The organism is Streptomyces sp. RLB3-17 (assembly GCF_007113425.2).
Taxonomy (GTDB): Bacteria; Actinomycetota; Actinomycetes; order Streptomycetales; family Streptomycetaceae; genus Streptomyces; species Streptomyces mirabilis_D.
On record NZ_CP041610.2, the window covers coordinates 5,776,740 to 5,798,216 of the forward strand.

The 21,477-nt window shown below is 67.5% G+C and carries 20 protein-coding genes; 9 read left to right on the forward strand and 11 right to left on the reverse strand.

From position 1 onward, the window contains the following. Window positions 1-182: 182 nt before the first annotated feature. Window positions 183-815 carry an HAD family hydrolase gene (locus FNV62_RS26240; RefSeq protein WP_143608672.1) on the reverse strand — a complete coding sequence of 211 codons (633 nt, stop codon included), beginning with the start codon at window positions 813-815 and terminating at the stop codon, window positions 183-185. A gap of 180 nt (window positions 816-995) precedes the next feature. Between FNV62_RS26240 and FNV62_RS26245 the strand changes: the two genes are divergently transcribed. After that, window positions 996-1,862, forward strand: a complete 867-nt coding sequence (locus tag FNV62_RS26245) for a GNAT family N-acetyltransferase (protein ID WP_164331754.1) — start codon at window positions 996-998, stop codon at window positions 1,860-1,862. Between the two features lie 111 nt (window positions 1,863-1,973). Here FNV62_RS26245 and FNV62_RS26250 read toward each other — a convergent pair whose 3' ends face one another. Together FNV62_RS26250 and FNV62_RS26255 are read right to left on the reverse strand one after the other, a co-directional pair. Continuing rightward, on the reverse strand, window positions 1,974-2,399 hold the full coding sequence (locus FNV62_RS26250) for a GlcG/HbpS family heme-binding protein (protein ID WP_143627259.1): 426 nt from the start codon (window positions 2,397-2,399) through the stop codon (window positions 1,974-1,976). Between the two features lie 88 nt (window positions 2,400-2,487). Next, the gene (locus FNV62_RS26255) at window positions 2,488-3,696 is read right to left on the reverse strand and encodes an MFS transporter (protein WP_097285425.1); all 1,209 of its coding nucleotides are present in this window, start codon (window positions 3,694-3,696) and stop codon (window positions 2,488-2,490) included. A gap of 141 nt (window positions 3,697-3,837) precedes the next feature. Between FNV62_RS26255 and FNV62_RS26260 the strand changes: the two genes are divergently transcribed. Together FNV62_RS26260 and FNV62_RS26265 are read left to right on the forward strand one after the other, a co-directional pair. Continuing rightward, a complete protein-coding gene (locus tag FNV62_RS26260) occupies window positions 3,838-4,296 on the forward strand; it encodes a MarR family winged helix-turn-helix transcriptional regulator (protein WP_143627261.1) in 459 nt (152 codons plus the stop codon). A gap of 71 nt (window positions 4,297-4,367) precedes the next feature. Continuing rightward, a complete protein-coding gene (locus FNV62_RS26265) occupies window positions 4,368-4,820 on the forward strand; it encodes a GNAT family N-acetyltransferase (RefSeq protein WP_097285426.1) in 453 nt (150 codons plus the stop codon). 62 nt (window positions 4,821-4,882) lie between these two features. Here the strand turns inward: FNV62_RS26265 and FNV62_RS26270 are convergent, their stop codons facing one another. Both FNV62_RS26270 and dnaB read right to left on the reverse strand, forming a co-directional pair. Next, window positions 4,883-6,268, reverse strand: coding sequence for a serine hydrolase domain-containing protein (locus tag FNV62_RS26270; RefSeq protein ID WP_143602281.1), 1,386 nt, complete (start codon window positions 6,266-6,268; stop codon window positions 4,883-4,885). Between the two features lie 91 nt (window positions 6,269-6,359). Continuing rightward, a complete protein-coding gene (gene dnaB / locus FNV62_RS26275) occupies window positions 6,360-7,835 on the reverse strand; it encodes a replicative DNA helicase (RefSeq protein ID WP_054236456.1) in 1,476 nt (491 codons plus the stop codon). A gap of 459 nt (window positions 7,836-8,294) precedes the next feature. Between dnaB and FNV62_RS26280 the strand changes: the two genes are divergently transcribed. Then, window positions 8,295-9,632 carry an MATE family efflux transporter gene (locus FNV62_RS26280; RefSeq protein WP_143627265.1) on the forward strand — a complete coding sequence of 446 codons (1,338 nt, stop codon included), beginning with the start codon at window positions 8,295-8,297 and terminating at the stop codon, window positions 9,630-9,632. Window positions 9,633-9,872: 240 nt separating this feature from the next. Here FNV62_RS26280 and rplI read toward each other — a convergent pair whose 3' ends face one another. From rplI to rpsF, 4 genes are all read right to left on the reverse strand, one after another. After that, entirely contained in the window at window positions 9,873-10,319 is a 447-nt protein-coding gene (gene rplI / locus FNV62_RS26285; protein ID WP_054236454.1) for a 50S ribosomal protein L9, read from the reverse strand. Between the two features lie 18 nt (window positions 10,320-10,337). Continuing rightward, on the reverse strand, window positions 10,338-10,574 hold the full coding sequence (gene rpsR / locus FNV62_RS26290) for a 30S ribosomal protein S18 (protein ID WP_003949403.1): 237 nt from the start codon (window positions 10,572-10,574) through the stop codon (window positions 10,338-10,340). A 57-nt stretch (window positions 10,575-10,631) separates the two neighbouring features. Then, the gene (locus FNV62_RS26295; protein WP_097285429.1) at window positions 10,632-11,228 is read right to left on the reverse strand and encodes a single-stranded DNA-binding protein; all 597 of its coding nucleotides are present in this window, start codon (window positions 11,226-11,228) and stop codon (window positions 10,632-10,634) included. Between the two features lie 77 nt (window positions 11,229-11,305). Continuing rightward, complete coding sequence (rpsF, locus tag FNV62_RS26300) at window positions 11,306-11,596, reverse strand: 30S ribosomal protein S6 (protein ID WP_004950685.1); 291 nt, start codon at window positions 11,594-11,596, stop codon at window positions 11,306-11,308. 312 nt (window positions 11,597-11,908) lie between these two features. On the opposite strand from rpsF, the gene FNV62_RS26305 reads away from it, so the two are divergent. The 3 genes from FNV62_RS26305 (at window position 11,909) to FNV62_RS26315 (ending at window position 14,785) form a co-directional block, all read left to right on the forward strand. Continuing rightward, window positions 11,909-12,220, forward strand: a complete 312-nt coding sequence (locus FNV62_RS26305) for a hypothetical protein (protein ID WP_054236452.1) — start codon at window positions 11,909-11,911, stop codon at window positions 12,218-12,220. A 264-nt stretch (window positions 12,221-12,484) separates the two neighbouring features. Then, window positions 12,485-13,606 (forward strand): peptidoglycan bridge formation glycyltransferase FemX, encoded by a 1,122-nt coding sequence (gene femX, locus FNV62_RS26310; RefSeq protein WP_060901662.1) that lies wholly within the window; start codon window positions 12,485-12,487, stop codon window positions 13,604-13,606. Between the two features lie 147 nt (window positions 13,607-13,753). Further along, window positions 13,754-14,785 carry an alanine racemase gene (locus tag FNV62_RS26315; RefSeq protein ID WP_054236450.1) on the forward strand — a complete coding sequence of 344 codons (1,032 nt, stop codon included), beginning with the start codon at window positions 13,754-13,756 and terminating at the stop codon, window positions 14,783-14,785. A gap of 115 nt (window positions 14,786-14,900) precedes the next feature. On the opposite strand, the gene FNV62_RS26320 is transcribed toward FNV62_RS26315, so the two are convergent. Both FNV62_RS26320 and FNV62_RS26325 read right to left on the reverse strand, forming a co-directional pair. Further along, window positions 14,901-16,412, reverse strand: coding sequence for a glycosyltransferase family 87 protein (locus FNV62_RS26320; protein ID WP_143627267.1), 1,512 nt, complete (start codon window positions 16,410-16,412; stop codon window positions 14,901-14,903). A 106-nt stretch (window positions 16,413-16,518) separates the two neighbouring features. After that, the gene (locus FNV62_RS26325) at window positions 16,519-19,134 is read right to left on the reverse strand and encodes a transglycosylase domain-containing protein (RefSeq protein ID WP_097285431.1); all 2,616 of its coding nucleotides are present in this window, start codon (window positions 19,132-19,134) and stop codon (window positions 16,519-16,521) included. Between the two features lie 374 nt (window positions 19,135-19,508). Here FNV62_RS26325 and FNV62_RS26330 point away from each other — a divergent pair, with 374 nt between their 5' ends. Together FNV62_RS26330 and FNV62_RS26335 are read left to right on the forward strand one after the other, a co-directional pair. Then, window positions 19,509-20,240 carry a PadR family transcriptional regulator gene (locus FNV62_RS26330; protein WP_054236447.1) on the forward strand — a complete coding sequence of 244 codons (732 nt, stop codon included), beginning with the start codon at window positions 19,509-19,511 and terminating at the stop codon, window positions 20,238-20,240. A gap of 44 nt (window positions 20,241-20,284) precedes the next feature. Continuing rightward, a complete protein-coding gene (locus FNV62_RS26335) occupies window positions 20,285-21,367 on the forward strand; it encodes an inositol-3-phosphate synthase (RefSeq protein ID WP_054236446.1) in 1,083 nt (360 codons plus the stop codon). Window positions 21,368-21,477: the final 110 nt, after the last annotated feature.

Here is a 21,477-nt window from a genome sequence, read left to right on the forward strand (position 1 = left end):
GAAATACGGGTCTTCGATCTCTCCATCCCGTTACGCTGCATTGGCCTGCGTTCGTGCCCCACGAGACGTGCGTACATCACGATGGACGCGAACCGGAGTCGACCATACCGGCAGCCGCCGCACAAACAAGTACCCGCTTCCTTCCGCCCGAAGAGGCGGCGCCCCACTCTCAACTGCCGTAATTACAAGGAGCGCCGGACCAATTCATAGGCATCCCACAGGTCCCGTCCCACGTAGGAGTGCGTGGCAAGCCCTGCCAGATGCCGATCCGCATTGACCGCGACGGAGACCGGCACCGTCTCGAACAGGTCCTTGTCGGACAGCGAGTCGCCATAGGCGACACAATCGGCCCGCATCACCCCGAACTCTTCACAGAGTCGGTCCGCGATCTGCACCTTCGCCGCAGCACTGAGAATGCCCGCGAGATCAACGGGCTCACTGAACGGCAGAGCGGGAAAACGCGAACCGTATGCCGCATGCGCACCCCACGCCGTCAGTCGCTCGACGAAGAACGAGGGCGAGAGGGAGACGACGGCGCAGTAGTCGCCGTTACCTCTGATCTCCGCCCAGACGTCCTCGATGCCGGACAGCCACGGCGCGCCCTCGAAGGCCGCCGCCACATGTTCCTCCCTGAGATCCGCCCACAGGGCATGCACCTGTGCGGCGTACTCCGGCGGACCGATCCGTCCTGCCGAGATCGCTTGGTCAAGGGCAACAGCCTCGGCCTCCAGACCGATCTGCCGTGAGATCTCCTGGGGCGCGGAACTCCCGTACAGCAACGTTCCGTCAAGGTCGAAGAGATGAAGTCGTGGCATGGAAGCCGAGGCTAGCGGCCCGGGCACCTTTCGCTGTTTCACGTGAAACATCTGTCCGTGCGCTGTGGGAAGCGACGCTGCCTCCATGCCCGCACCTGAGGACACGACATGGCCAAAAGCGCATGGATCCCTGGGCAAACAGGTGGACGTCAGGGGGGTACGTCAGACAGCCTGACCTGCGTGTCGACACCTTCCCCCGCCCTTCTGCCCATCCGCCGACTGACGCCTCGCGATCTCACCGCCTGCGCCGATTTGTCAGAGAACCGGGGGTGGCCCCGTGAGGAACACAAGTGGGGTCTACTCCTCACCGCCGGGACGGGCTACGGCATCGACGACCCCGACGGCGGTCTCGTCACCGCCTGCGTCGTGACCGAGTACGGAACGCCGGAGAGGCTTGAACTGGGAGCGATCGGAATGGTGCTGGTCGCCGAGCGGCATGCCCGCCAGGGTGTCGGCCGGCGCCTGATGCGGCATGTCGTGGCAGAGATGGGCACCACCCCGCTGACCCTGCACGCGACTCCTTATGGCCGACCGCTCTACGAGGAGCTGGGCTTCAAGGTCACGGGCCGCGCCGAGATGGTCCGTGGACACTTCGTCCCTGGCGGGCCGGACCCGAAGGTGGCCACGCGCCCGGCCACCGCCGAGGATCTCGCCACGATTCTTCGGCTCGACGCGGAGGTCTTCGGTTCCGACCGCACCCATGTGATCACGCGGCTGCCCGCCTTCTCCGACCAGTTGCGTGTCGCCGTGGAGAACGGCCGGATCATCGGCTACGCGGCGGCCTGGCCCAACATGGACACCCATGTGGTGGGTCCACTGATCGCCCGTGACTCCGAGACGGCGAAGGCACTCATCGCCTCGCTCGCCGCCCACACCGACCGCCCGCTGCGCACCGACATCGACGTACGGCACGAAGAGCTGCTGTCCTGGGTTAAGGAACACGGCCTGGAGCCCACGAGCTTCAACGCGGTGATGACGTACGGGATCTCGGAGTTGCCCGGGGACTGGACGCGACGCTTCGCTCCGCTCACGGTGGCGGCGGGCTGAGAGCCGCCGGGGGGTGCAGTCGCATCCACCGCCCGGAGAATCACTCACCGCATAGAGAAACGCCGGTCCCCGTCGTCTGTGGGGGACCGGCGCCTGTCTACGGGGGTGCGGTCAGACGAGCGTCTCCACCGCCGTGACGGCGAAGTCGTGGTCCTGTTCGGGCGCTCCGCCACCGACCCCGATCGCCCCGATCAGACGACCGTCGCGACGGACCGGAACGCCGCCCGCGATGAACAGGAGGGGACGGTCGAGCGCGGTGGGCAAGGTGTGGAAGAGGCCGCCGGGCTGGACCGCGTCGACCAGTTCCCTCGTGGCGGAGTCCAGCTGGAGGGCCGTGTAGGCCTTGCGCGTGCTGGTCTCGCCGGAAATCAGTACGGCGCGGTCGTCGCGCCGGAAGGCGAGCAGATGGCCGCCCGCGTCGAGGACGGTGACGCTGACCGTGACTCCGGCGGCCTCGGCGGCACGGTGAGCCGCGGAGACGAGAACCTCGGCGTCCTGGATGGTCAGCGGAGCGACGGCGACGGTGGTGCTGGTCATGAGGGACTTTCTCCTTGAGGTGCTGTTCGGTCGTTGGCCGATCAGGGTGGTGGGCTCAGCCGTGAGGGGCCGGCTGCTACTCAGTGGCTCAGTGGTGGACGGCGGTCCGCTGCTCGATGGGCGCACTTGCGGCGGCGACGGTGCCGGAGGCATCGGCTCGGCGCTCCAGGGCTGCCGAGACGACGGCGAGAACCAGAGCTCCCGCGGCGAGCGCCGCGCCGACCCAGTTGGGGGCGGTGTAACCGAGGCCGGCTGCGATGACGAGGCCACCGAGCCAGGCCGAGAGGGCGTTGCCGAGGTTGAAGGCGCCGATGTTCACGGCCGAGGCCAGGGTGGGGGCGCCGTGCGCCTGGTCGAGGACGCGCTTCTGCAGCGGCGGCACGGTCGCGAACCCGAGGGCGCCGATCAGCGCGATCGTGAGGGCCGCGAGGATCTTGTTGTGCGCGGTCACCGTGAACAGGGCGAGCACGATGGCGAGGCCGCCCAGGGACACGTACAGCATCGGCATCAGGGCTCGGTCGGCGAACCTGCCTCCGATGAGGTTTCCGGCGACCATGCCGAGGCCGAAGAGGACCAGCAACCAGGTGACGGAGGTGTCGGCGAAGCCGGCGACGTGGGTCATCATCGGCGCGATGTAGGTGATGGCCGCGAAGACACCTCCGAAGCCGAGCACGGTCATCGCCATGGCCAGCAGGACCTGGACGTTCTTGAAGGCGGCGAGCTCGTGGCGGAGATGCACGCCCTCGGGCTTCGGCATCTCGGGGACCAGCTTGGCGATTCCGAGCAGACCGATCACTCCGAGCGCGGCGACTCCGGCGAAGGTGACCCGCCAGCCCGCGGACTGCCCGATCAACGTGCCCAGGGGGACACCGACCACATTGGCGATGGTGAGACCGCTGAACATCATGGCGATCGCACCGGCCTTCTTCTCCGGCGCGACAAGCTCGGCGGCGACGACGGATCCGATGCCGAAGAACGCGCCGTGGGCGAGAGAGGCGACGACTCGGCCCGCCAGCATCAGCCCGAAGGCCGGGGCGACGGCGGAGAGCAGGTTGCCGACGACGAACAACCCCATCAGCAGCATCAGCATCCGCTTGCGGGACACCTTCGTGCCGAGCGCGGTCATGATCGGGGCGCCGATCACCACGCCGAGGGCATAGCCGGTCACCAGCAGTCCGGCCGTGGGGATGGAGACACCGAAGTCACCGGCGACCTCAGGCAGCACACCCATGATCACGAACTCGGTGGTTCCGATTCCGAAGGCCCCGATCGCGAGGGCCAGGAGCGCGAGAGGCATGGTGGGGACACCTTCCCAAATGATTGCAGGAGCGCTTTGCGTGCGTTCACAATAGTTGCACACGCGGGTTAAGTGCAAGAGAGGACTATTGCGCTCGTGCTCTACCCTGGTGTCAGCCGCTCCGGGACGGAGGAACACGCCATGACAGCCACGGACCCCGCGCTCACCGCCCTTGCTCAGGGGTGGTGCGCCCTCTCCCTGCTGCACGGGAGGATCGAGGCCCACATCGAGCGCGCCCTACAGACCAACCACGACCTCAGCGTGAGGGAGTACTCCCTGCTCGACGTGCTCAGCCGACAGCACGACGGCGAGGGTGGTCACTTGCAGATGAAGCAGGTCGCGGACGCGGTCGTGCTCAGTCAGAGCGCCACCACACGGCTCGTCACCCGGCTCGAGGACCGTGGTCTGCTTGCCCGCTACCTGTGCCCGACCGACCGCCGCGGCATCTACACGAATGTCAGCGAGGCCGGCCTCAAGCTCCTCGAAGAGGCACGGCCCACCAATGACACCGCCCTGCGCGAGGCGCTCGACGAAGCGGCCAAGTCCCCCGAACTCGCCCCACTGGTCCGCGTCGTGGAGTCGGCGAGTGTGTCCGCCTAGACAGGGACGACCTCCCGTCCCCCTGCCGGGTGTCCACACAGCGCGTACCGGTGCCTGGATACGCTGTGGCCATGGGAGATCTTGAGATTCGACCGGCAGCTTCGGACGATGTCCCCGCCATCGTCGCGATGCTCGCCGATGATCCGCTCGGCGCCCAGCGGGAGTCACCCGATGACCTGACCCCCTACCTGGCCGCGCTGGAGCGGTTGAGCGCCGACCCGAATCAGCACCTGGTGGTCGCGGTGCGCGAGGGACGCGTCGTCGGCACCCTGCAGCTCACGGTCCTTCCCGGGCTGTCCCGCAAGGGCTCGACCCGCTCCCTCATCGAGGGCGTCCGCATCCACTCCGACGAGCGCGGCAGCGGTCTCGGCACCCGGTTCATCGAGTGGGCGATCGAGGAATCCCGGCGCCAGGGATGCCAGTTGGTCGAGCTGACCTCCGACGCCACCCGCACTGACGCCCACCGCTTCTATGAGCGGCTCGGCTTCACGGCCTCACACGTGGGCTTCAAGCTGGCGCTCTGAGCCATCTGTGTACGCCGGGGGTCCGTTTCACGTGAAACGGACCCCCGCCCGCATGACAGCGGCTACTGAATCCCTCGCCAGCCCTCGGGGTCCACTCCACCCGGCACAGGAGCGCCCTCGTCGTACGGCTGACGCGTGAAGACGAACGAACCGAGGTCGAGGTGACTCAGGGACCCGTCAGGGCGCCGTACGGCCCGTAGCGGCTCCCCCATGTAGTAGCCGTCGAGTCCCGTCCAGGTCCCGTCACCATTCGCCCGGAAGCGCGACCCGCGGCCACCCCCGGCCAGCGGGCCCAGCTCGACCATGCCGTCGGCCCTCAGACGAAGCGCGCACGCCTGGGTGCCCCAGTACCAGGGGCCGGCCAACTCCAGGACGGACTGATCGACTTCGGCGGCCGGACGCCATGGCTCGGGAATGCGCGGCTCGGCCTCGGCGACGATCCGTACGAGATCGGTGGCCACGGTCAGCACCCGCGGACCGGAGGTGCAGTTGGACAGCACCACCGCCGCCACGTCGTCCTCCACACCGATCGCGAGCGCCGCGAGGAAGCCTGGCAACGACCCCGAGTGACCCACCAGGATGCGACCCGACCGATGCAGCACCTGCAGTCCCAGCCCGTAGGAGTCCCCCGAGGCGAGCTGATCGGCCTCCAAGGGGGCCGCGGGCGTACGCATCTCCCGCAGGGACTCCGCGCTGAGCACCGCCGCGTGCCCCGTGGCCAGGAAGACGGCGAAGCGCGCCAAGTCCCCCGTGGTGGACCACAGTTGCCCGGCCGGAGCCATCCGACCGAGGTCCTCGGCGGGCTCCGGCATCATGACGTCCGCCCACGGATGCACGGCCCAGCCACCCGCATGGGGCGCCTGCGGCTGCCCACTCGTGCGGTGCAGGCCCAGCGGGTCGAGCACCTCGCGCCGCAGGGCCTCTTCCCAGGGAACTCCCCGGAGTTCCTCGATCAGTGCGCCCAGCAAGGTGTAGCCGGGGTTCGAGTAGTGATGCAGCCGCCCCGCCGGATGTAGGAAGGGCTGCTCACCGAGCACGTCGGAGAGCTCGGGGCGCAGCGAACCGGGTGTGCGTTCCCACCAGGGGCCGGGCGTCTCGGCCGCCAGCCCGGCGGTGTGCGCGAGGAGCTGGGCGATGGTGGCCTCCCCCGCACCGGTGCCCGGAAGATGCTTCTCCAGCGGGTCGCCCAGGTCGAGCAGTCCCTCGTCGCGCAGCCGCAGCACCAGCACGGCCGTGAAGGTCTTGGTGATCGAACCGATCCGGTACTGCACGTTCTCGTCCGGTCCGTGCCCGTCCACCGAGGTGCGCGACCCGTGCCACACCGGCTCCCCGCCTCGGACGACCGCCGCGACCAGCGACGGTGCCCGTCCCTCGGCCTGAGCGGCGGCGATACGGTGCAACAGAGCCCGGCGCGTGCCGGGGAGGAGCTTTTCCTGGGGTGTCGTCATGCCCTCAGTCCACCCGGCCCGGCATCGCACGTCGAGTGCATTTCCCCGAAGACCGGGCGCATGTCTTCCGCACCGCGCCCAGGAGGGTGGATCAGGTCTGTGCCATGTCCACGAAGCGCGAGTAGTGGCCCTGGAAGGCCACGGTGATCGTGGCCGTCGGGCCGTTACGGTGCTTGCCGACGATGATGTCCGCCTCGCCCGCGCGCGGTGACTCCTTCTCGTAGGCGTCCTCGCGGTGCAGCAGGATCACCATGTCCGCGTCCTGCTCGATCGATCCGGATTCACGCAGGTCGGAGACCATGGGCTTCTTGTCCGTGCGCTGTTCGGGGCCACGGTTGAGCTGCGACAGCGCGATCACCGGCAGCTCCAGCTCCTTGGCCAGCAGTTTCAGGTTTCGCGACATGTCGGAGACCTCCTGCTGCCGGCTCTCGGACCGCTTGCCGCCCGACTGCATCAGTTGCAGATAGTCGATGACGACGAGCTTCAGATCGGCGCGCTGCTTGAGGCGCCGGCACTTGGCGCGGATCTCCATCATGGACAGGTTCGGGGAGTCGTCGATGTAGAGCGGTGCGGCCGAGACGTCGGGCATCCGGCGCGCGAGCCGTGTCCAGTCCTCGTCGGTCATCGTGCCGGATCTCATGTGGTGCAGGGCCACGCGGGCTTCGGCTGACAGCAGGCGCATCGCGATCTCGTTGCGCCCCATTTCGAGCGAGAAGATCACGCTGGGCATGTTGTGCTTGATCGAACAGGCCCGCGCGAAGTCCAGCGCCAGCGTCGACTTACCCATGGCGGGACGAGCCGCGATGATGATCATCTGGCCCGGGTGCAGACCGTTCGTGAGCGAGTCCAGGTCGGTGAAGCCCGTCGGCACACCGGTCATCTCGCCCGACCGTGAACCGATCGCCTCGATCTCGTCGAGCGCGCCCTCCATGATGTCGCCCAGCGGCAGGTAGTCCTCGGTGGTGCGCTGCTCGGTGACCGCGTAGATCTCGGCCTGGGCGGTGTTGACGATCTCGTCCACGTCGCCGTCGGCCGCGTATCCCATCTGTGTGATGCGCGTGCCGGCCTCGACCAGGCGGCGCAGGACCGCCCGCTCATGCACGATCTCCGCGTAGTACTCGGCGTTCGCCGCCGTGGGGACCGTCTGGACCAGGGTGTGCAGATACGAGGCACCACCGACCTTGGTGATCTCACCCCGCTTGGTGAGCTCGGCTGCGACCGTGATCGGGTCGGCCGGCTCGCCCTTCGCGTACAGATCGAGGATCGCGGTGTAGATGGTCTCGTGCGCGGGCCGGTAGAAGTCGTGGCCCTTGATGACCTCGACGACGTCGGCGATGGCGTCCTTGGACAGGAGCATGCCACCGAGAACGGACTGCTCGGCGTCGAGGTCCTGGGGAGGTACGCGCTCGAAGGACGAACCTCCGCCTTCCCACGGCCCGTTGTCCCGGTCCCGGTCGTGCTGTTCGTCGCGGCCCCGGCCACCCTCGCGGCCTCGGCGGGAAGCGGGCAGACGATCGCTGGGACCGCTGTCGGCCCACGGGTCGTCCAAGGGCTCGGAAATACTCACCGAGCCACCTCCTCCCGTCCGCCGAGCGGACCTAGCCGTGCCCCTTATTTCTACGGCACGGCACTGACAACTAAGAGGCCCAACTCCGGTTCTGACGTGTCGGTTTTGCGAGGTTTCCGAAGGCAGAAAGGAGAGCGGGCGCCGCACCACGGTAGGCCCGCGGGGACCGACAGCCAATCTGGTTATCCACAGGCCATGTGGACGACGGCCCGGATGCTGTGGAGAACTCCACAAAACCTGTGCACGACCCGGTGGACAGGCCTGTGAACAAGCCCTCAACCACTCGAGAGAAACCGCCCTGACCTGCTTGTTAACCATCCACCGGCTGTGCAGAAGAAAAACTTTCCCGGTCGGACAAAGATCGCTGCAAACGGTACACGGCGACACGCCCGACGGAAGCACAGGTAATGGTCACTATCACGTTGCATCTCTTACCTGTGGAAGATTAGATTGGTGCCCATGACACAGGCTCCCCCGGCACCCGAGGCCGCCCGACGCCGGCACGACCGAGAGATCGTCGCGCTGGCCGTTCCGGCCTTCGGCGCACTCGTCGCCGAGCCTCTTTTCGTGATGGCCGACAGCGCCATCGTCGGACACCTCGGCACCGCGCAACTGGCCGGCCTCGGTGTCGCCTCCGCCCTCCTCACGACCGCCGTCAGTGTTTTCGTCTTCCTCGCGTACGCCACCACCGCCGCCGTCGCCCGACGGGTCGGCGCCGGCGATCTGCGGGCCGCGATACGCCAGGGCATGGACGGCATCTGGCTCGCGCTGCTGCTCGGCGCGGTCGTCATAGCCGTGGTCCTGCCCACGGCACCCGCCCTCGTGGAGCTCTTCGGCGCCTCGCACACCGCGGCCCCGTACGCGACGACCTATCTGCGCATCTCCTCGCTCGGTATCCCCGCGATGCTCATCGTGCTCGCGTCCACCGGTGTCCTGCGCGGACTGCAGGACACGAAGACCCCCCTCTATGTCGCCGTCGGGGGCTTCGTCGCCAACGCCGCGCTCAATGCGGGTCTCGTCTACGGCGCCGGACTGGGTATAGCCGGATCCGCCTGGGGCACCGTCATCGCCCAGTTCGGTATGGCCGCGGTGTATCTGTTCGTCGTCGTCCGCGGAGCCCGTAAGCACGGGGCCCCGCTGCGACCGGACGCCGCCGGGATACGGGCCTGCGCTCAGGCCGGTGCGCCCCTGCTCGTACGCACGCTGTCGCTCAGGACGATCCTCATGATCGCCACCGCTGTCGCCGCACGGCTCGGGGACGCCGACATGGCCGCACACCAGATCATCCTGTCCCTGTGGAGTCTGCTCGCCTTCGCGCTCGACGCGATCGCCATCGCCGGACAGGCCATCATCGGACGCCATCTCGGTGCGAACGACGCTCAGGGTGCTCGCGAGGCCTGCCGCCGCATGGTCCAGTGGGGCATCGTTTCCGGTGTCGTCCTCGGCCTGCTGGTGATCGCCGCCCGCCCGATCTTCCTTCCCCTGTTCACCAGCGACTCGGCCGTCCAGAACACGGCGCTTCCCGCACTGGTTCTGGTGGCCGTCTCACAACCGATCAGCGGCGTCGTCTTCGTCCTGGACGGAGTCCTGATGGGCGCGGGGGACGGGCCCTACCTGGCGTGGGCCATGCTGCTCACCCTGGCGCTCTTCACTCCCGTCGCGCTGCTGGTGCCCACGCTCGGAGGCGGGCTCACCGCGCTCTGGGGAGCGATGGCGCTGATGATGACGGTGAGGATGCTGACCCTGTGGCTGCGCTCCCACTCGGGACGCTGGATCGTCACGGGCGCGACGCGCTGAACCAGCGCAGTGGCCGTTTCACGTGAAACGGCCAGCCCGGCCGGCCAGCCCGACCTGGCCGTGCCCCTCGTCCAGGCCGTCGCCCACGCCCTCGCTGTCGCCCTCGCCCTCGCCCTCGGCCCCGTTTCACGTGAAACACAGAGCAGCTCGCCCCAGCCGAACGAACTCACCCCTGCCGAACGAAGAAAGGCCGTACCCAGCTGGGTACGGCCCTTCTCTCAGCTATGCCGAGCGCAGCGGTCAGGCCGCGACGACCTCGATGTTGACCTTGGCGGCAACCTCGGGGTGCAGACGCACGGACGTCTCGTGGGCGCCCAGGGTCTTGATCGGCGAGCCCAGCTCGATGCGGCGCTTGTCGACCTCGGGGCCACCGGAAGCCTTGATCGCCGAAGCGATGTCGGCCGGGGTGACGGAACCGAAGAGACGACCGGCGTCGCCGGAGCGGACGGCCAGACGGACCTTCACGCCTTCGAGGCGGGCCTTGATCTCGTTGGCCTGCTCGATGGTCGCGATCTCGTGGATCTTGCGAGCACGACGGATCTGCTCGACGTCCTTCTCGCCACCCTTGGTCCAGCGGATCGCAAAGTTCCGCGGGATCAGGTAGTTGCGAGCGTAACCGTCCTTGACGTCGACGACGTCGCCCGCGGCACCGAGGCCGGAGACCTCGTGGGTGAGGATGATCTTCATTAGTCGGTCACCCTTCCCTTATCGCGCGGTGGAGGTGTAGGGCAGCAGCGCCATCTCACGGCTGTTCTTCACGGCCGTGGCGACGTCACGCTGGTGCTGCGTGCAGTTGCCGGTCACGCGGCGGGCACGGATCTTGCCGCGGTCGGAAATGAACTTCCGCAGCATGTTCGTGTCCTTGTAGTCCACGTACGTGACCTTGTCCTTGCAGAAAGCGCAGACCTTCTTCTTCGGCTTGCGCACAGGCGGCTTCGCCATGGTGTATCTCCTGTGTGATCAAGAAGTGGGGGTACGGCCCACCCTCGGCCCGGGGGCCTAGAAGGGGGGCTCGTCCGAGTAGCCGCCGCCAGAGCCGCCGGAGCCGCCGGAGTTTCCACCCCAGCCGCCACCGCCGCCGCTCTGGTTGCCACCGGCAGGAGCACTGGTCGCCCAGGGGTCCTCCGCGGGAGCTCCGCCGCCGCCCTGCTGGCCGCCGCCGGAGCCTCCGCCCCAGCCGCCGCCCTGCTGGCCGCCACCGCCGCCGCCGTAACCGCCCTGGCCACCTCGACCGGTGGTCTTGGTGACCTTGGCCGTGGCGTTCTTCAGGCTGGCGCCGACTTCCTCGACGTCCAGCTCGTAGACCGTGCGCTTGACGCCCTCACGGTCCTCGTAGGACCGCTGCTTCAGCCGGCCCTGCACGATGACGCGCATGCCTCGCTGGAGCGACTCGGCGACGTTCTCCGCCGCCTGACGCCAGACCGAGCAGGTCAGGAACAGGCTCTCGCCGTCCTTCCACTCATTGGTCTGACGGTCGAAGGTGCGGGGGGTGGACGCGACACGGAACTTCGCGACCGCCGCACCGGAAGGGGTGAAGCGCAGCTCGGGGTCGTCGACAAGATTGCCGACGACCGTGATGACGGTCTCGCCTGCCATGGGGGAACCTCTCGGCGGGTTTGCTGCTGGCTGCTAGTGCTGCTACTCGATGCCCGAGATCAGCTGAGCTGCAGGGCTCAGTGGGTCTCGGGACGGAGGACCTTGGTCCGGAGGACCGACTCGTTCAGGTTCATCTGGCGGTCGAGCTCCTTGACGACCGCAGGCTCGGCCTGCAGGTCGATGACCGAGTAGATGCCCTCGGGCTTCTTCTTGATCTCGTACGCGAGACGACGACGGCCCCAGGTGTCGACCTTCTCGACCTTTCCGTTGCCCTCACGGACGACGGAGAGGAAGTTCTCGATCAGCGGGGAGACAGCGCGCTCCTCGAGATCGGGGTCGAGGATGACCATCACCTCGTAGTGACGCATGTGGAACCCACCTCCTTTGGACTCAACGGCCACGGCGGTTCCGTGGCAGGAGGGTTGTGATGCGTTCGCAACGGTATCCGCGGCCACTGACAACGCCACTGACAAGAGGACTCCGTCGATGTACCGAGTGATCGGTGAACCGAAGGGGAATCCTTGTCGTGACCTGGCCATGGCCTGGGCAGACACCGGTGCAGAGGGTACAGAGTACCTGCACACCCGCTTCCGGTTGAAATCCGGCCGGGGTCACCGTCAATCTGTACACATCGGGTGTGTATGGCGCTACGATGCGCCGCCTTCCGCAGGAGGTGCCCTATGGCACAGACGCGACCCACCGTTGCCGGCTCTCTGTTCGCGACGGACCACAAGCCCCATCCCCTCCAAGACACGCTGCTCGCGGTGACTCTGGTCCTCGGAGTCACCGCTCTCATCACGGCAGCCTTCAACAGCCTGCACCTCATCAGCTCGTGGGCAGGCCTGATCGGGATCATCACCGGCGCCTCCGGGCAGTTCATCTCGGAGACGACCCGGGAACGCTTCGGCCTGATCCTGGGTCTCGGTGCCTCGGCCGTCGGCTTCTTCCTCGGCATGGCGCACGGCGGCCTCTTCGGCGGCATCATCGGCTGAGGCGACCGGACCCGTTCCGCGGACCGCACAGCCGGAGTCGTTCCGCGGGCCGGGCAGCCGATCACCACCTCGTCCGGGCGGCCGGAGACACCACCGCCTGCCGATACAGCCGGACACATCACCTCAGAACGTCCTGACCACGCTTCGGTCGGGACGCAGGTTCAGTACGGCCCAGTCGGGGCGCTCCCAGGGCGCAGTAGGCTTCGGCGCGAGAGCCGGAGCCCCTGTACCCATGGGGACACACCAGCCCGAGGAGCGCCCCGAATGAGCCTGACCCTGAGGACCATCAGCCGAGAGCAGCATCTGGCCTACATCCAGAGCCTGCCCGCGGCTAGCCACATGCAGGTTCCGGCATGGGCCGATGTCAAGGCGGAGTGGCGCTCCGAGAGCCTGGGCTGGTTCGACGAGCGGACCGGCGAGATGGTGGGCGCCGGGCTGGTGCTGTACCGCCAGCTGCCCAAGATCAAGCGCTACCTCGCCTACCTCCCCGAGGGTCCGGTCATCAACTGGTACGCGCCGAACCTCGACGAGTGGCTGCAGCCGATGCTCGCGCACCTCAAGCAGCAGGGCGCCTTCTCCGTGAAGATGGGCCCGCCGGTGATCATCCGGCGCTGGGAGGCCACGTCCATCAAGGGCGGCATCCAGAACCCGGACGTGAAGCGCCTGCGCGACATCGAGGCGGACTTCATCGAACCGCGCGCCTTCGAGGTCGCCGACAAGCTGCGCCGCATGGGCTGGCAGCAGGGTGAGGACGGCGGCGCCGGCTTCGGCGACGTACAGCCCCGCTACGTCTTCCAGGTGCCGCTGGCCAACCGCTCCCTGGAAGAGGTCCACAAGAACTTCAACCAGCTGTGGCGGCGCAACATCAAGAAGGCCGAGAAGGAGGGCGTCGAGGTCGTCCAGGGCGGCTACCACGACCTCGAGGAGTGGCAGCGGCTGTACGAGATCACGGCGATCCGCGACCACTTCCGGCCGCGCCCGCTGTCGTACTTCCAGCGCATGTGGTCGGCCCTCAACACCGAGGACCCCAACCGGATGCGGCTCTACTTCGCCCGGCGCGGCGGCGTGAACCTGTCCGCGGCCACGATGCTGGTCGTCGGCGGGCACGTCTGGTACTCGTACGGCGCATCGGACAACATCGGGCGTGAGTTCCGGCCCTCGAACGCGATGCAGTGGCGGATGCTGCGCGACTCGTACGCCCTGGGTGCGACCGTCTACGACCTGCGCGGCATCTCCGACTCGCTGGACGAGACGGACCACCTCTTCGGTCTGATCCAGTTCAAGGTGGGCACGGGCGGGCAGGCGGCCGAGTACCTCGGCGAGTGGGACTTCCCGCTCAACAAGCTGCTCCACAAGGCGCTCGACATCTACATGTCACGCCGCTGAGCCCGGACACGTCGCGCCGCTGAGCCGGCCCGGAGCGCATGCCGAGCCGCCCATCCGGCCCGGCGTGGCCCCGTCGGTCCGGCGGATCCGCCACAATTTCCCTACCTCTGATTCACCGCAGCCACGAGAAAGGTTCCGGGACCGGCCATGGCGCTCACGCTCTACGTCGACACCGCGCGCTGGCGGGCACACCACAAGCAGGTGTCCGAGCAGTTTCCGGGGCTCGTCCCCGTCTGCAAGGGCAACGGCTACGGCTTCGGCCACGAGCGGCTCGCCGACGAGGCCACCCGCCTCGGCTCGGACATCCTGGCCGTCGGCACCACGTACGAGGCCGCCCGGATCAAGGACTGGTTCGGCGGCGATCTGCTGGTCCTGACGCCGTTCAGGCGGGGCGAGGAGCCCGTACCGCTGCCCGACCGTGTCATCCGCTCGGTGTCGTCCATCGACGGCGTGTACGGCCTCGTGGGCGCCCGTGTCGTCATCGAGGTGATGTCCTCGATGAAGCGGCACGGTGTCAGCGAGCAGGATCTGCCGCATCTGCACTCCGCCATAGAGAACGTCCGGCTGGAGGGCTTCGCCATCCACCTGCCGCTGGACCGCACCGACGGCTCGGACGCCGTCGAGGAGGTCATCGGCTGGATGGACCGTCTGCGCGCGGCCCGACTGCCGCTGCACACGATGTTCGTCAGCCACCTCAAGGCCGATGAGCTCGCGCGGCTGCAGCAGCAGTTCCCGCAGACCCGCTTCCGCGCCCGTATCGGCACCCGGCTGTGGCTGGGGGACCACGAGGCGACCGAGTACCGCGGAGCCGTCCTGGACGTCACCCGTGTCTCCAAGGGCGACCGCTTCGGCTACCGGCAGCAGAAGACGGCCTCCGACGGCTGGCTGGTCGTCGTGGCGGGCGGTACGTCGCACGGAGTGGGCCTGGAGGCCCCGAAGGCTCTGCACGGCGTCATGCCGCGCGCCAAGGGCGTCGCCCGGGCCGGCCTGGCGACGGTCAACCGGAACCTTTCTCCGTTCGTCTGGGCCGGCAAGCAGCGCTGGTTCGCCGAGCCGCCGCACATGCAGGTGTCGATCCTCTTCGTGCCGTCGGACGCCACGGAGCCGCGGGTCGGCGACGAGCTGGTGGCCCATCTGCGGCACACCACCACGCAGTTCGACCGCATCGTGGAGCGCTGATCCCGGGAGGGATCACCTGTCTCCGCCCCCTGAGGAAACAGCAGAAAGGCCGTACACACATACCGTGTACGGCCTTTCGCGTTGCCCGTCGGAGCCGGGCCCGAGTCCTGTTCGCTCAGAGCGAACTGTCCTCCGGGGTCGACCCCCCGCCGTTGCCGCCCCATTCCACCTGAGGCCCCTCGAAGTGCGCCGCGTGCCGCGGTGGATGGGCCGCCGCGCCGAGCACGAAGACGTCCTCCGCGCCGTCCAGGACGCCTCCCGAGGGATCGTCCTCACCCGCCCTGCGCACGACGTCCCGCTCCGGCATGAGGATGTCGCGTACGACCACGGCGCACAGGTACAGCGTGCCCAGGAGGTGGGCGGCGATCGCGAACTGGTACCCGTGTGAGGAGAGGCCCTTGTGGGCCTCCCCGCTGGTCGTGTACGCGAGGTACATCCAGATCCCCAGGAAGTACGCGACCTCGCACGCCTGCCAGATCAGGAAGTCCCGCCACTTCGGCCGGGCCAGCGCGGCCAGGGGGATCAGCCACAGCACGTACTGGGGCGAGTAGACCTTGTTGGTGAGGATGAAGGCCGCGACGATCAGGAAGGCCAGCTGGGCGAAGCGGGGGCGGCGCGGGGCGGTGAGCGCGAGCGCGGCCATGCCCACGCAGACGAGCACCATCAGGACCAGCGCCCACGCGTTCGCCGTCTGGTAGCTGATCGGGACCTTCCACCAGGTGGAGATGAACAGGAAGACCGAACCGAAGTCGATCCCCCTGGTCTGGCTGAAGCTGTAGAACTTCGCCCAGCCTTCCGGCGCGAGGTACATCACGGGAAGGTTCACCACGAGCCAGGCTCCGACCGCGCCCATGAGCGCGTTCCCGAACTCCCGCCACTTGCCCGCCCGCCAGCACAGCACGAGCAGCGGTCCCATGAGCAGGAACGGGTAGAACTTGGCGGCCGTGGCGAGCCCGAGCAGGACACCGAAGGCGAGGGAGCGGCCACGCGACCACATGAGCATCGCGGCGGCCAGCAGGGCCACCGCGAGGAGGTCCCAGTTGATGGTGGCCGTGAGCGCGAAGGCGGGCGCGAGGGCGACCAGGAGGCCGTCCCAGGGGCGCAGGCGGTGGGTGCGCGCGGTGCATACGGCGATGACCGCCGCGCACACCATGAGCATCCCGGCGTTGACCATCCAGTAGATCTGCTCCTGGTGCTGGATGCTGCCGCCACCCGGTGTGAGCCAGGCCGCGACCTCCATGAACAGACCGGTCAGGACCGGGTACTCGAGGTAGTCCATGTCGCCGGGGAGCTTGTCGAAGTACGGCACGAGCCCGTCGGCGAAACCGCGTCCCTGGTAGAGGTGCGGGATGTCCGAGTAGCACGCGTGCGTGTACTGCGTGCTGGCCCCGAAGAACCAGCCGCTGTCGTAGCAGGGCAGTTTCTGCACCATACCGAGGGCGAACATGCCGATCGCGACGAGCGCGATCACCCGTACCGGGGTCCACCAGGACGCCCCCAGCAACGCTCTCCGTCCGATGGGGCCGCCGATCAGCTCACTTCCGGCCGCGGCGACCTCGTCGTCCCTGGTCGGCCGCACCGGCTCCGGCTCGCGCACGCTCGTTCGCGTCGTCTCTGCACTGGGCATGGCGCACATCCTGCCGTACGCGTCTGAGAATGGCCGCAGGAGCGGTAAGAGAACAGGGGCCGTCAGCCACAGCTGACGGCCCCTGTTCGTCGGGTTGCGCGTCTGTCTATCCGCCGTTCTGTCCGGCGAAGATGCCGCCGTTGCCATTACCTCTGCTATTCCCGTTGGTAATGGACGTTGTCGGCGTGGGTGAGGTGGTTCCGGTCGCACCGCCGGTGGTCCCCGTGTTCGTCCCGCCGTTGTTCCCACAGTTCCAGCCGAAGTTGCCGCAGGTGTCGGTCGGCGAGGCCGTGGGAGAGCTGCTGAGGGACGGGCTCGGCGAGGTACTCGGCGTCGGGCTCGCCGACGGCGACGGTGTGGTCGACGGGCTCGGGCTCGGGCTGGGGCTGGCGTTCAGAATCTCGCCGAGCGGCTCGGCCGCCGGGAAGGGCTCGTGCTTGGAGTCCTTCAAGGCCACGGCCATGTAGTCCTTCCAGACCTGGGCCGGGATGTCACCACCGTGAACGGACGGCACACCGCCGGTGCCGTTCATCGATTCCAGCTTGCTCGTCTTCGGGTCGGACCTGAACAGGGTGACGGCCGTGGACAGCTCCCTGGTGTAGCCGACGAACCACGCCGACTTGTTCTTGTCGGTCGTACCCGTCTTGCCGGCCACGGGGAAGCCCATGTCGGCGACCTTCTTGCCGGTTCCGTTCTGGACCACGTTCTGCAGGACGTCGGTGACGTTGTTCGCCACCTTCTCGGGCATCGCGGTCTTCTCGGCGGGCGGCTTGAACTGCGCGAGCGGCTTGCCGTCCTTGAGCACCTTGGTGACCGAGTACGGGTCGTAGTGCGAGCCCGACGCGGCGAAGGTGCCGTACGCGTCGGCCATACGAATGGCGCTCGGGGTCGACGTACCGAGCGAGAAGGAGACGTTGTTCAGGTTTCCCTGGTCGAAGGAGTCCGGCAGGATGCCCATGGACTCCGCGACCTTCCGGGTCTTGGAAAGGCCGACATCGACGCCCAACTGCGCGAACGGGGAGTTGATGGACTGCTCCATGGCCTTCTTGAGCGTCACCATCCCCCAGGCCTTGGTGCCCTCGTTCTTCTGCCGGAACGGCTTCCCGTCATTACCCATGATCGGGTCGCCGTTCTGGTCCTTGATCACCAGAAGGTCGTCGCCGTTGTAGCGGGCCATCGGCGACAGGACCTGTGGAGTGGTCTTGTACGTTCCGTACTGCATCGCGGTGGCCAGCACGATCGGCTTCCAGGTCGATCCGACCGGCACGCCCGTCGTATTGGCGTTGTTGGAGTAGTGGCCCTTGTCGAAGCCTTCGCCCCCGTAGAGCGCCACGATCGCGCCGGTCTTCGGATCGACCGACGCCGCGCCGAACTGCACGTCCTTGTCGGTCGTGGGCCGCGCCTTGGTGTCGAGGAAGCTCTTCTTCGTCGCCTTGACGGCCTTCTCCAGCTCACTGACCTTCTTCTTGTCGAAGGTCGTGGAGATCCGGTAGCCGCCCTTCTCCAACTGCTCCGGCGTGATGCCGGCCTGCTTCGCCACATACTCCTTGGCGATGTCGACGAGGTAACCGGTCTGGCCGGACAGGGACGAGGTCTGCTTCTTCGGCATGGGGAACTTGGTGATCTTGTTCCGATCGGCCTGCGTCATGTTCCCGACCTTGACCTCACGGTCCAGGATCCATGTCCATCGGTCCTGGACGCGCTTGGTGTTGGCCTCGGGCGAGGCCAGCGCCCCCACACCCCCGTCGGGGTTGAACAGGTTCGGGCCCTTGAGGACGGACGCGAGGAAGACGCACTGCTCGGTGCTGAGGTCCTTGGCATTCACACCGAAGTAGGCCTGGGCCGCCGCCTGGATCCCGTAGGCGTTGCGCCCGTAGTACGCGGTGTTGAGGTAGCCGGCGAGGATCTCGTCCTTGCTCAGCTTCGAGTTCACCTTGATGGAGATGAAGAGCTCTTTGAACTTGCGCGTGATGGTCTGGTCCTGGCTCAGGTACGTGTTCTTCACGTATTGCTGAGTGATGGTCGAGCCACCCTGCGTCTGGCCGCCCTTGGCCATGTTGACGAAGGCGCGCGCGATGCCCATCGGGTCGACGCCCGAGTCCTTGTAGAAGGTCGCGTTCTCGGCGGAGACCACCGCGTTCTTGATGGCTTTCGGGATCTCCTCCGGCCCCACGATCTGCCGGTTCGTCTGACCGCCGGTGGCTGCCATCTGACTGCCGTCGGACCAGTAGAAGACGTTGTTCTGGGCCAGGGCCGTGTCGTTCGGGTTCGGGACGCCCACCATGGCGTACCCGATGCCTGCCGCGACCAGCAGCCCTCCTATGAAGGTGAGGAACGTGCCCGTCACCAGCTTCCAGGAGGGCATCCAGCGCCCGGCTCCCGACTTGCCCGCGCGCGGGTAGTCGATGAAACGCTTCTTTACAGGCCCAGAGGCCCGCGCGCGCCCGGGCCCGTCAGGACCGCCGCGGCGGCCGCCGGGCCCTGTGGCGTCGGCGCCTCGGCGCCGGCCGCCACCGCTGCTTCTCTGGGCTGCGCGCCGGGCCTCGGCGCGGCCGGTGTACGGGCGCTCCTCCTCACCCCCCGACTCATAGGAGTCGGAAGGGGACCCGGTGGCGCCTCGCGGTGCCGCACGGCGGCCGGAGGACGGGCCGGTCTGGCCGCGTCGGGCCGCGGCACGCCCGCCGCCCTGTGGCTGCGACGGTTTGCGACGGTGCTCGCTCATCGAACGATTACTCCTCGGGCAGGCGCACCCGTGCGCGCCTGGAAACGGCAGCTGGTTTCCGGTCCCCCCGAAGTACGGATGCGGTCGTTTGCGCATTCACCCGTACTGCACCAGGGACAAGGACGCCCTCAGGCGTCACTCGGTTCCCGGTGGTTTTGCATGGCGCACAGACTACGCACCGTCAAAACCCCCCTAATCCTGAAGTTCACCCCAAATCAGGCAACTTGCTTCGTATGAATCGGTGATGTGACGCCGTTCACCATGGTCCCCCTTGTCGCAGACGGACGGCCGATCTATCGTGCTGATGTATCGAGTCGATACATCAGCTCGGCATAAAGAACGTGCCGAGGACACCGCGACAGCGAGGAGGCGATATGAGCCGGCGTTCCGGGATCCTCGAGTTCGCCGTCCTCGGCCTGCTTCGCGAGTCCCCGATGCACGGCTACGAGTTGCGCAAACGACTCAATACGTCACTGGGTGTGTTCCGTGCGTTCAGCTACGGGACGCTCTATCCCTGCCTCAAGACGCTGGTCGCGAGCGGCTGGTTGATCGAGGAATCGGGGAGCACCACCGAGGACGCCCTCGCCGCCCCGCTCGCTGGGCGGCGCGCCAAGATCGTCTATCGGTTGACGGCTGAAGGTAAAGAGCACTTCGAGGAGCTGCTCGCGCAGACGGGGCCCGACGCGTACGAGGACGAGCACTTCGCCGCTCGGTTCGCGTTCTTCGGGCAGACGTCACGCGACGTGCGCATGCGCGTACTGGAGGGCCGCCGCAGTCGGCTCGAGGAGCGACTGGAGAAGATGCGTGCCTCGCTGGCACGCACCAGGGAGCGCCTCGACGACTACACCCTTGAGCTCCAGCGCCACGGAATGGAGTCCGTGGAGCGCGAAGTGCGCTGGCTGAACGAGCTCATCGAGAGCGAGCGAGCAGGTCGGGACGTCAAGGATTCCGCCTCCGAAGGCACCTCCCGAGGTGTCCCCGAAGGCAGCTCACCGGGCGCCTTCGAAGGCTCCGCTCAGCAGAACAGCACATCTGGAGAGACGGGCGGCCTGCCCCGGCACCGGGACCAGTCCCGGCCGGATCCGTCCGACGACACCACCACGTGAGGTCCAGTCGGGGCTTCACCTCGTACACACAGGGAGCAACCGGAATGGGTTCGGTTCGCGTAGCCATCGTCGGCGTGGGCAACTGCGCCGCCTCGCTGGTGCAGGGCGTCGAGTACTACAAGGACGCCGACCCGGCGTCCAAGGTCCCGGGTCTGATGCACGTCCAGTTCGGCGACTACCACGTCGGTGACGTCGAGTTCGTCGCCGCCTTCGACGTCGACGCGAAGAAGGTCGGCCTCGACCTCTCCGACGCCATCGGTGCCAGCGAGAACAACACCATCAAGATCTGCGACGTCCCGAACAAGGGCGTCACGGTCCAGCGCGGCCACACCCTCGACGGTCTCGGCAAGTACTACCGCATGACCATCGAGGAGTCCGCCGAGGCGCCCGTCGACGTCGTCCAGATCCTCAAGGACAAGCAGGTCGACGTCCTCATCTGCTACCTGCCCGTCGGTTCCGAGGACGCGGCGAAGTTCTACGCCCAGTGCGCCATCGACGCCAAGGTCGCCTTCGTCAACGCCCTCCCGGTCTTCATCGCCGGCACCAAGGAGTGGGCGGACAAGTTCACCGAGGCCGGTGTCCCGATCGTCGGCGACGACATCAAGTCGCAGGTCGGCGCCACCATCACGCACCGTGTGATGGCGAAGCTGTTCGAGGACCGCGGTGTCCGTCTTGAGCGCACCATGCAGCTCAACGTCGGCGGCAACATGGACTTCAAGAACATGCTGGAGCGCGACCGCCTCGAGTCGAAGAAGATCTCGAAGACGCAGGCCGTCACTTCGCAGATCCCCGACCGCGACATGGGCGAGAAGAACGTCCACATCGGTCCCTCGGACTACGTGGCCTGGCTCGACGACCGCAAGTGGGCGTACGTCCGTCTCGAGGGCCGCGCCTTCGGTGACGTCCCGCTGAACCTGGAGTACAAGCTCGAGGTCTGGGACTCCCCGAACTCCGCGGGTGTCATCATCGACGCCCTGCGCGCCGCGAAGATCGCCAAGGACCGCGGCATCGGCGGCCCGATCCTGTCGGCGTCCTCGTACTTCATGAAGTCCCCGCCGGTCCAGTACTTCGACGACGAGGCCTTCGCCAACGTCGAGAAGTTCATCAAGGGCGAGGTCGAGCGCTAGCAAGACAGGCCTCCGAGCGCCGTCGAGACACGGCGCGGAGTGCCGAGGGGCTTTTCGCTCCTGCCCGTCGAGGGTCCCTGGGTCTTTGACCCGGGGACCCTCCTCGTATG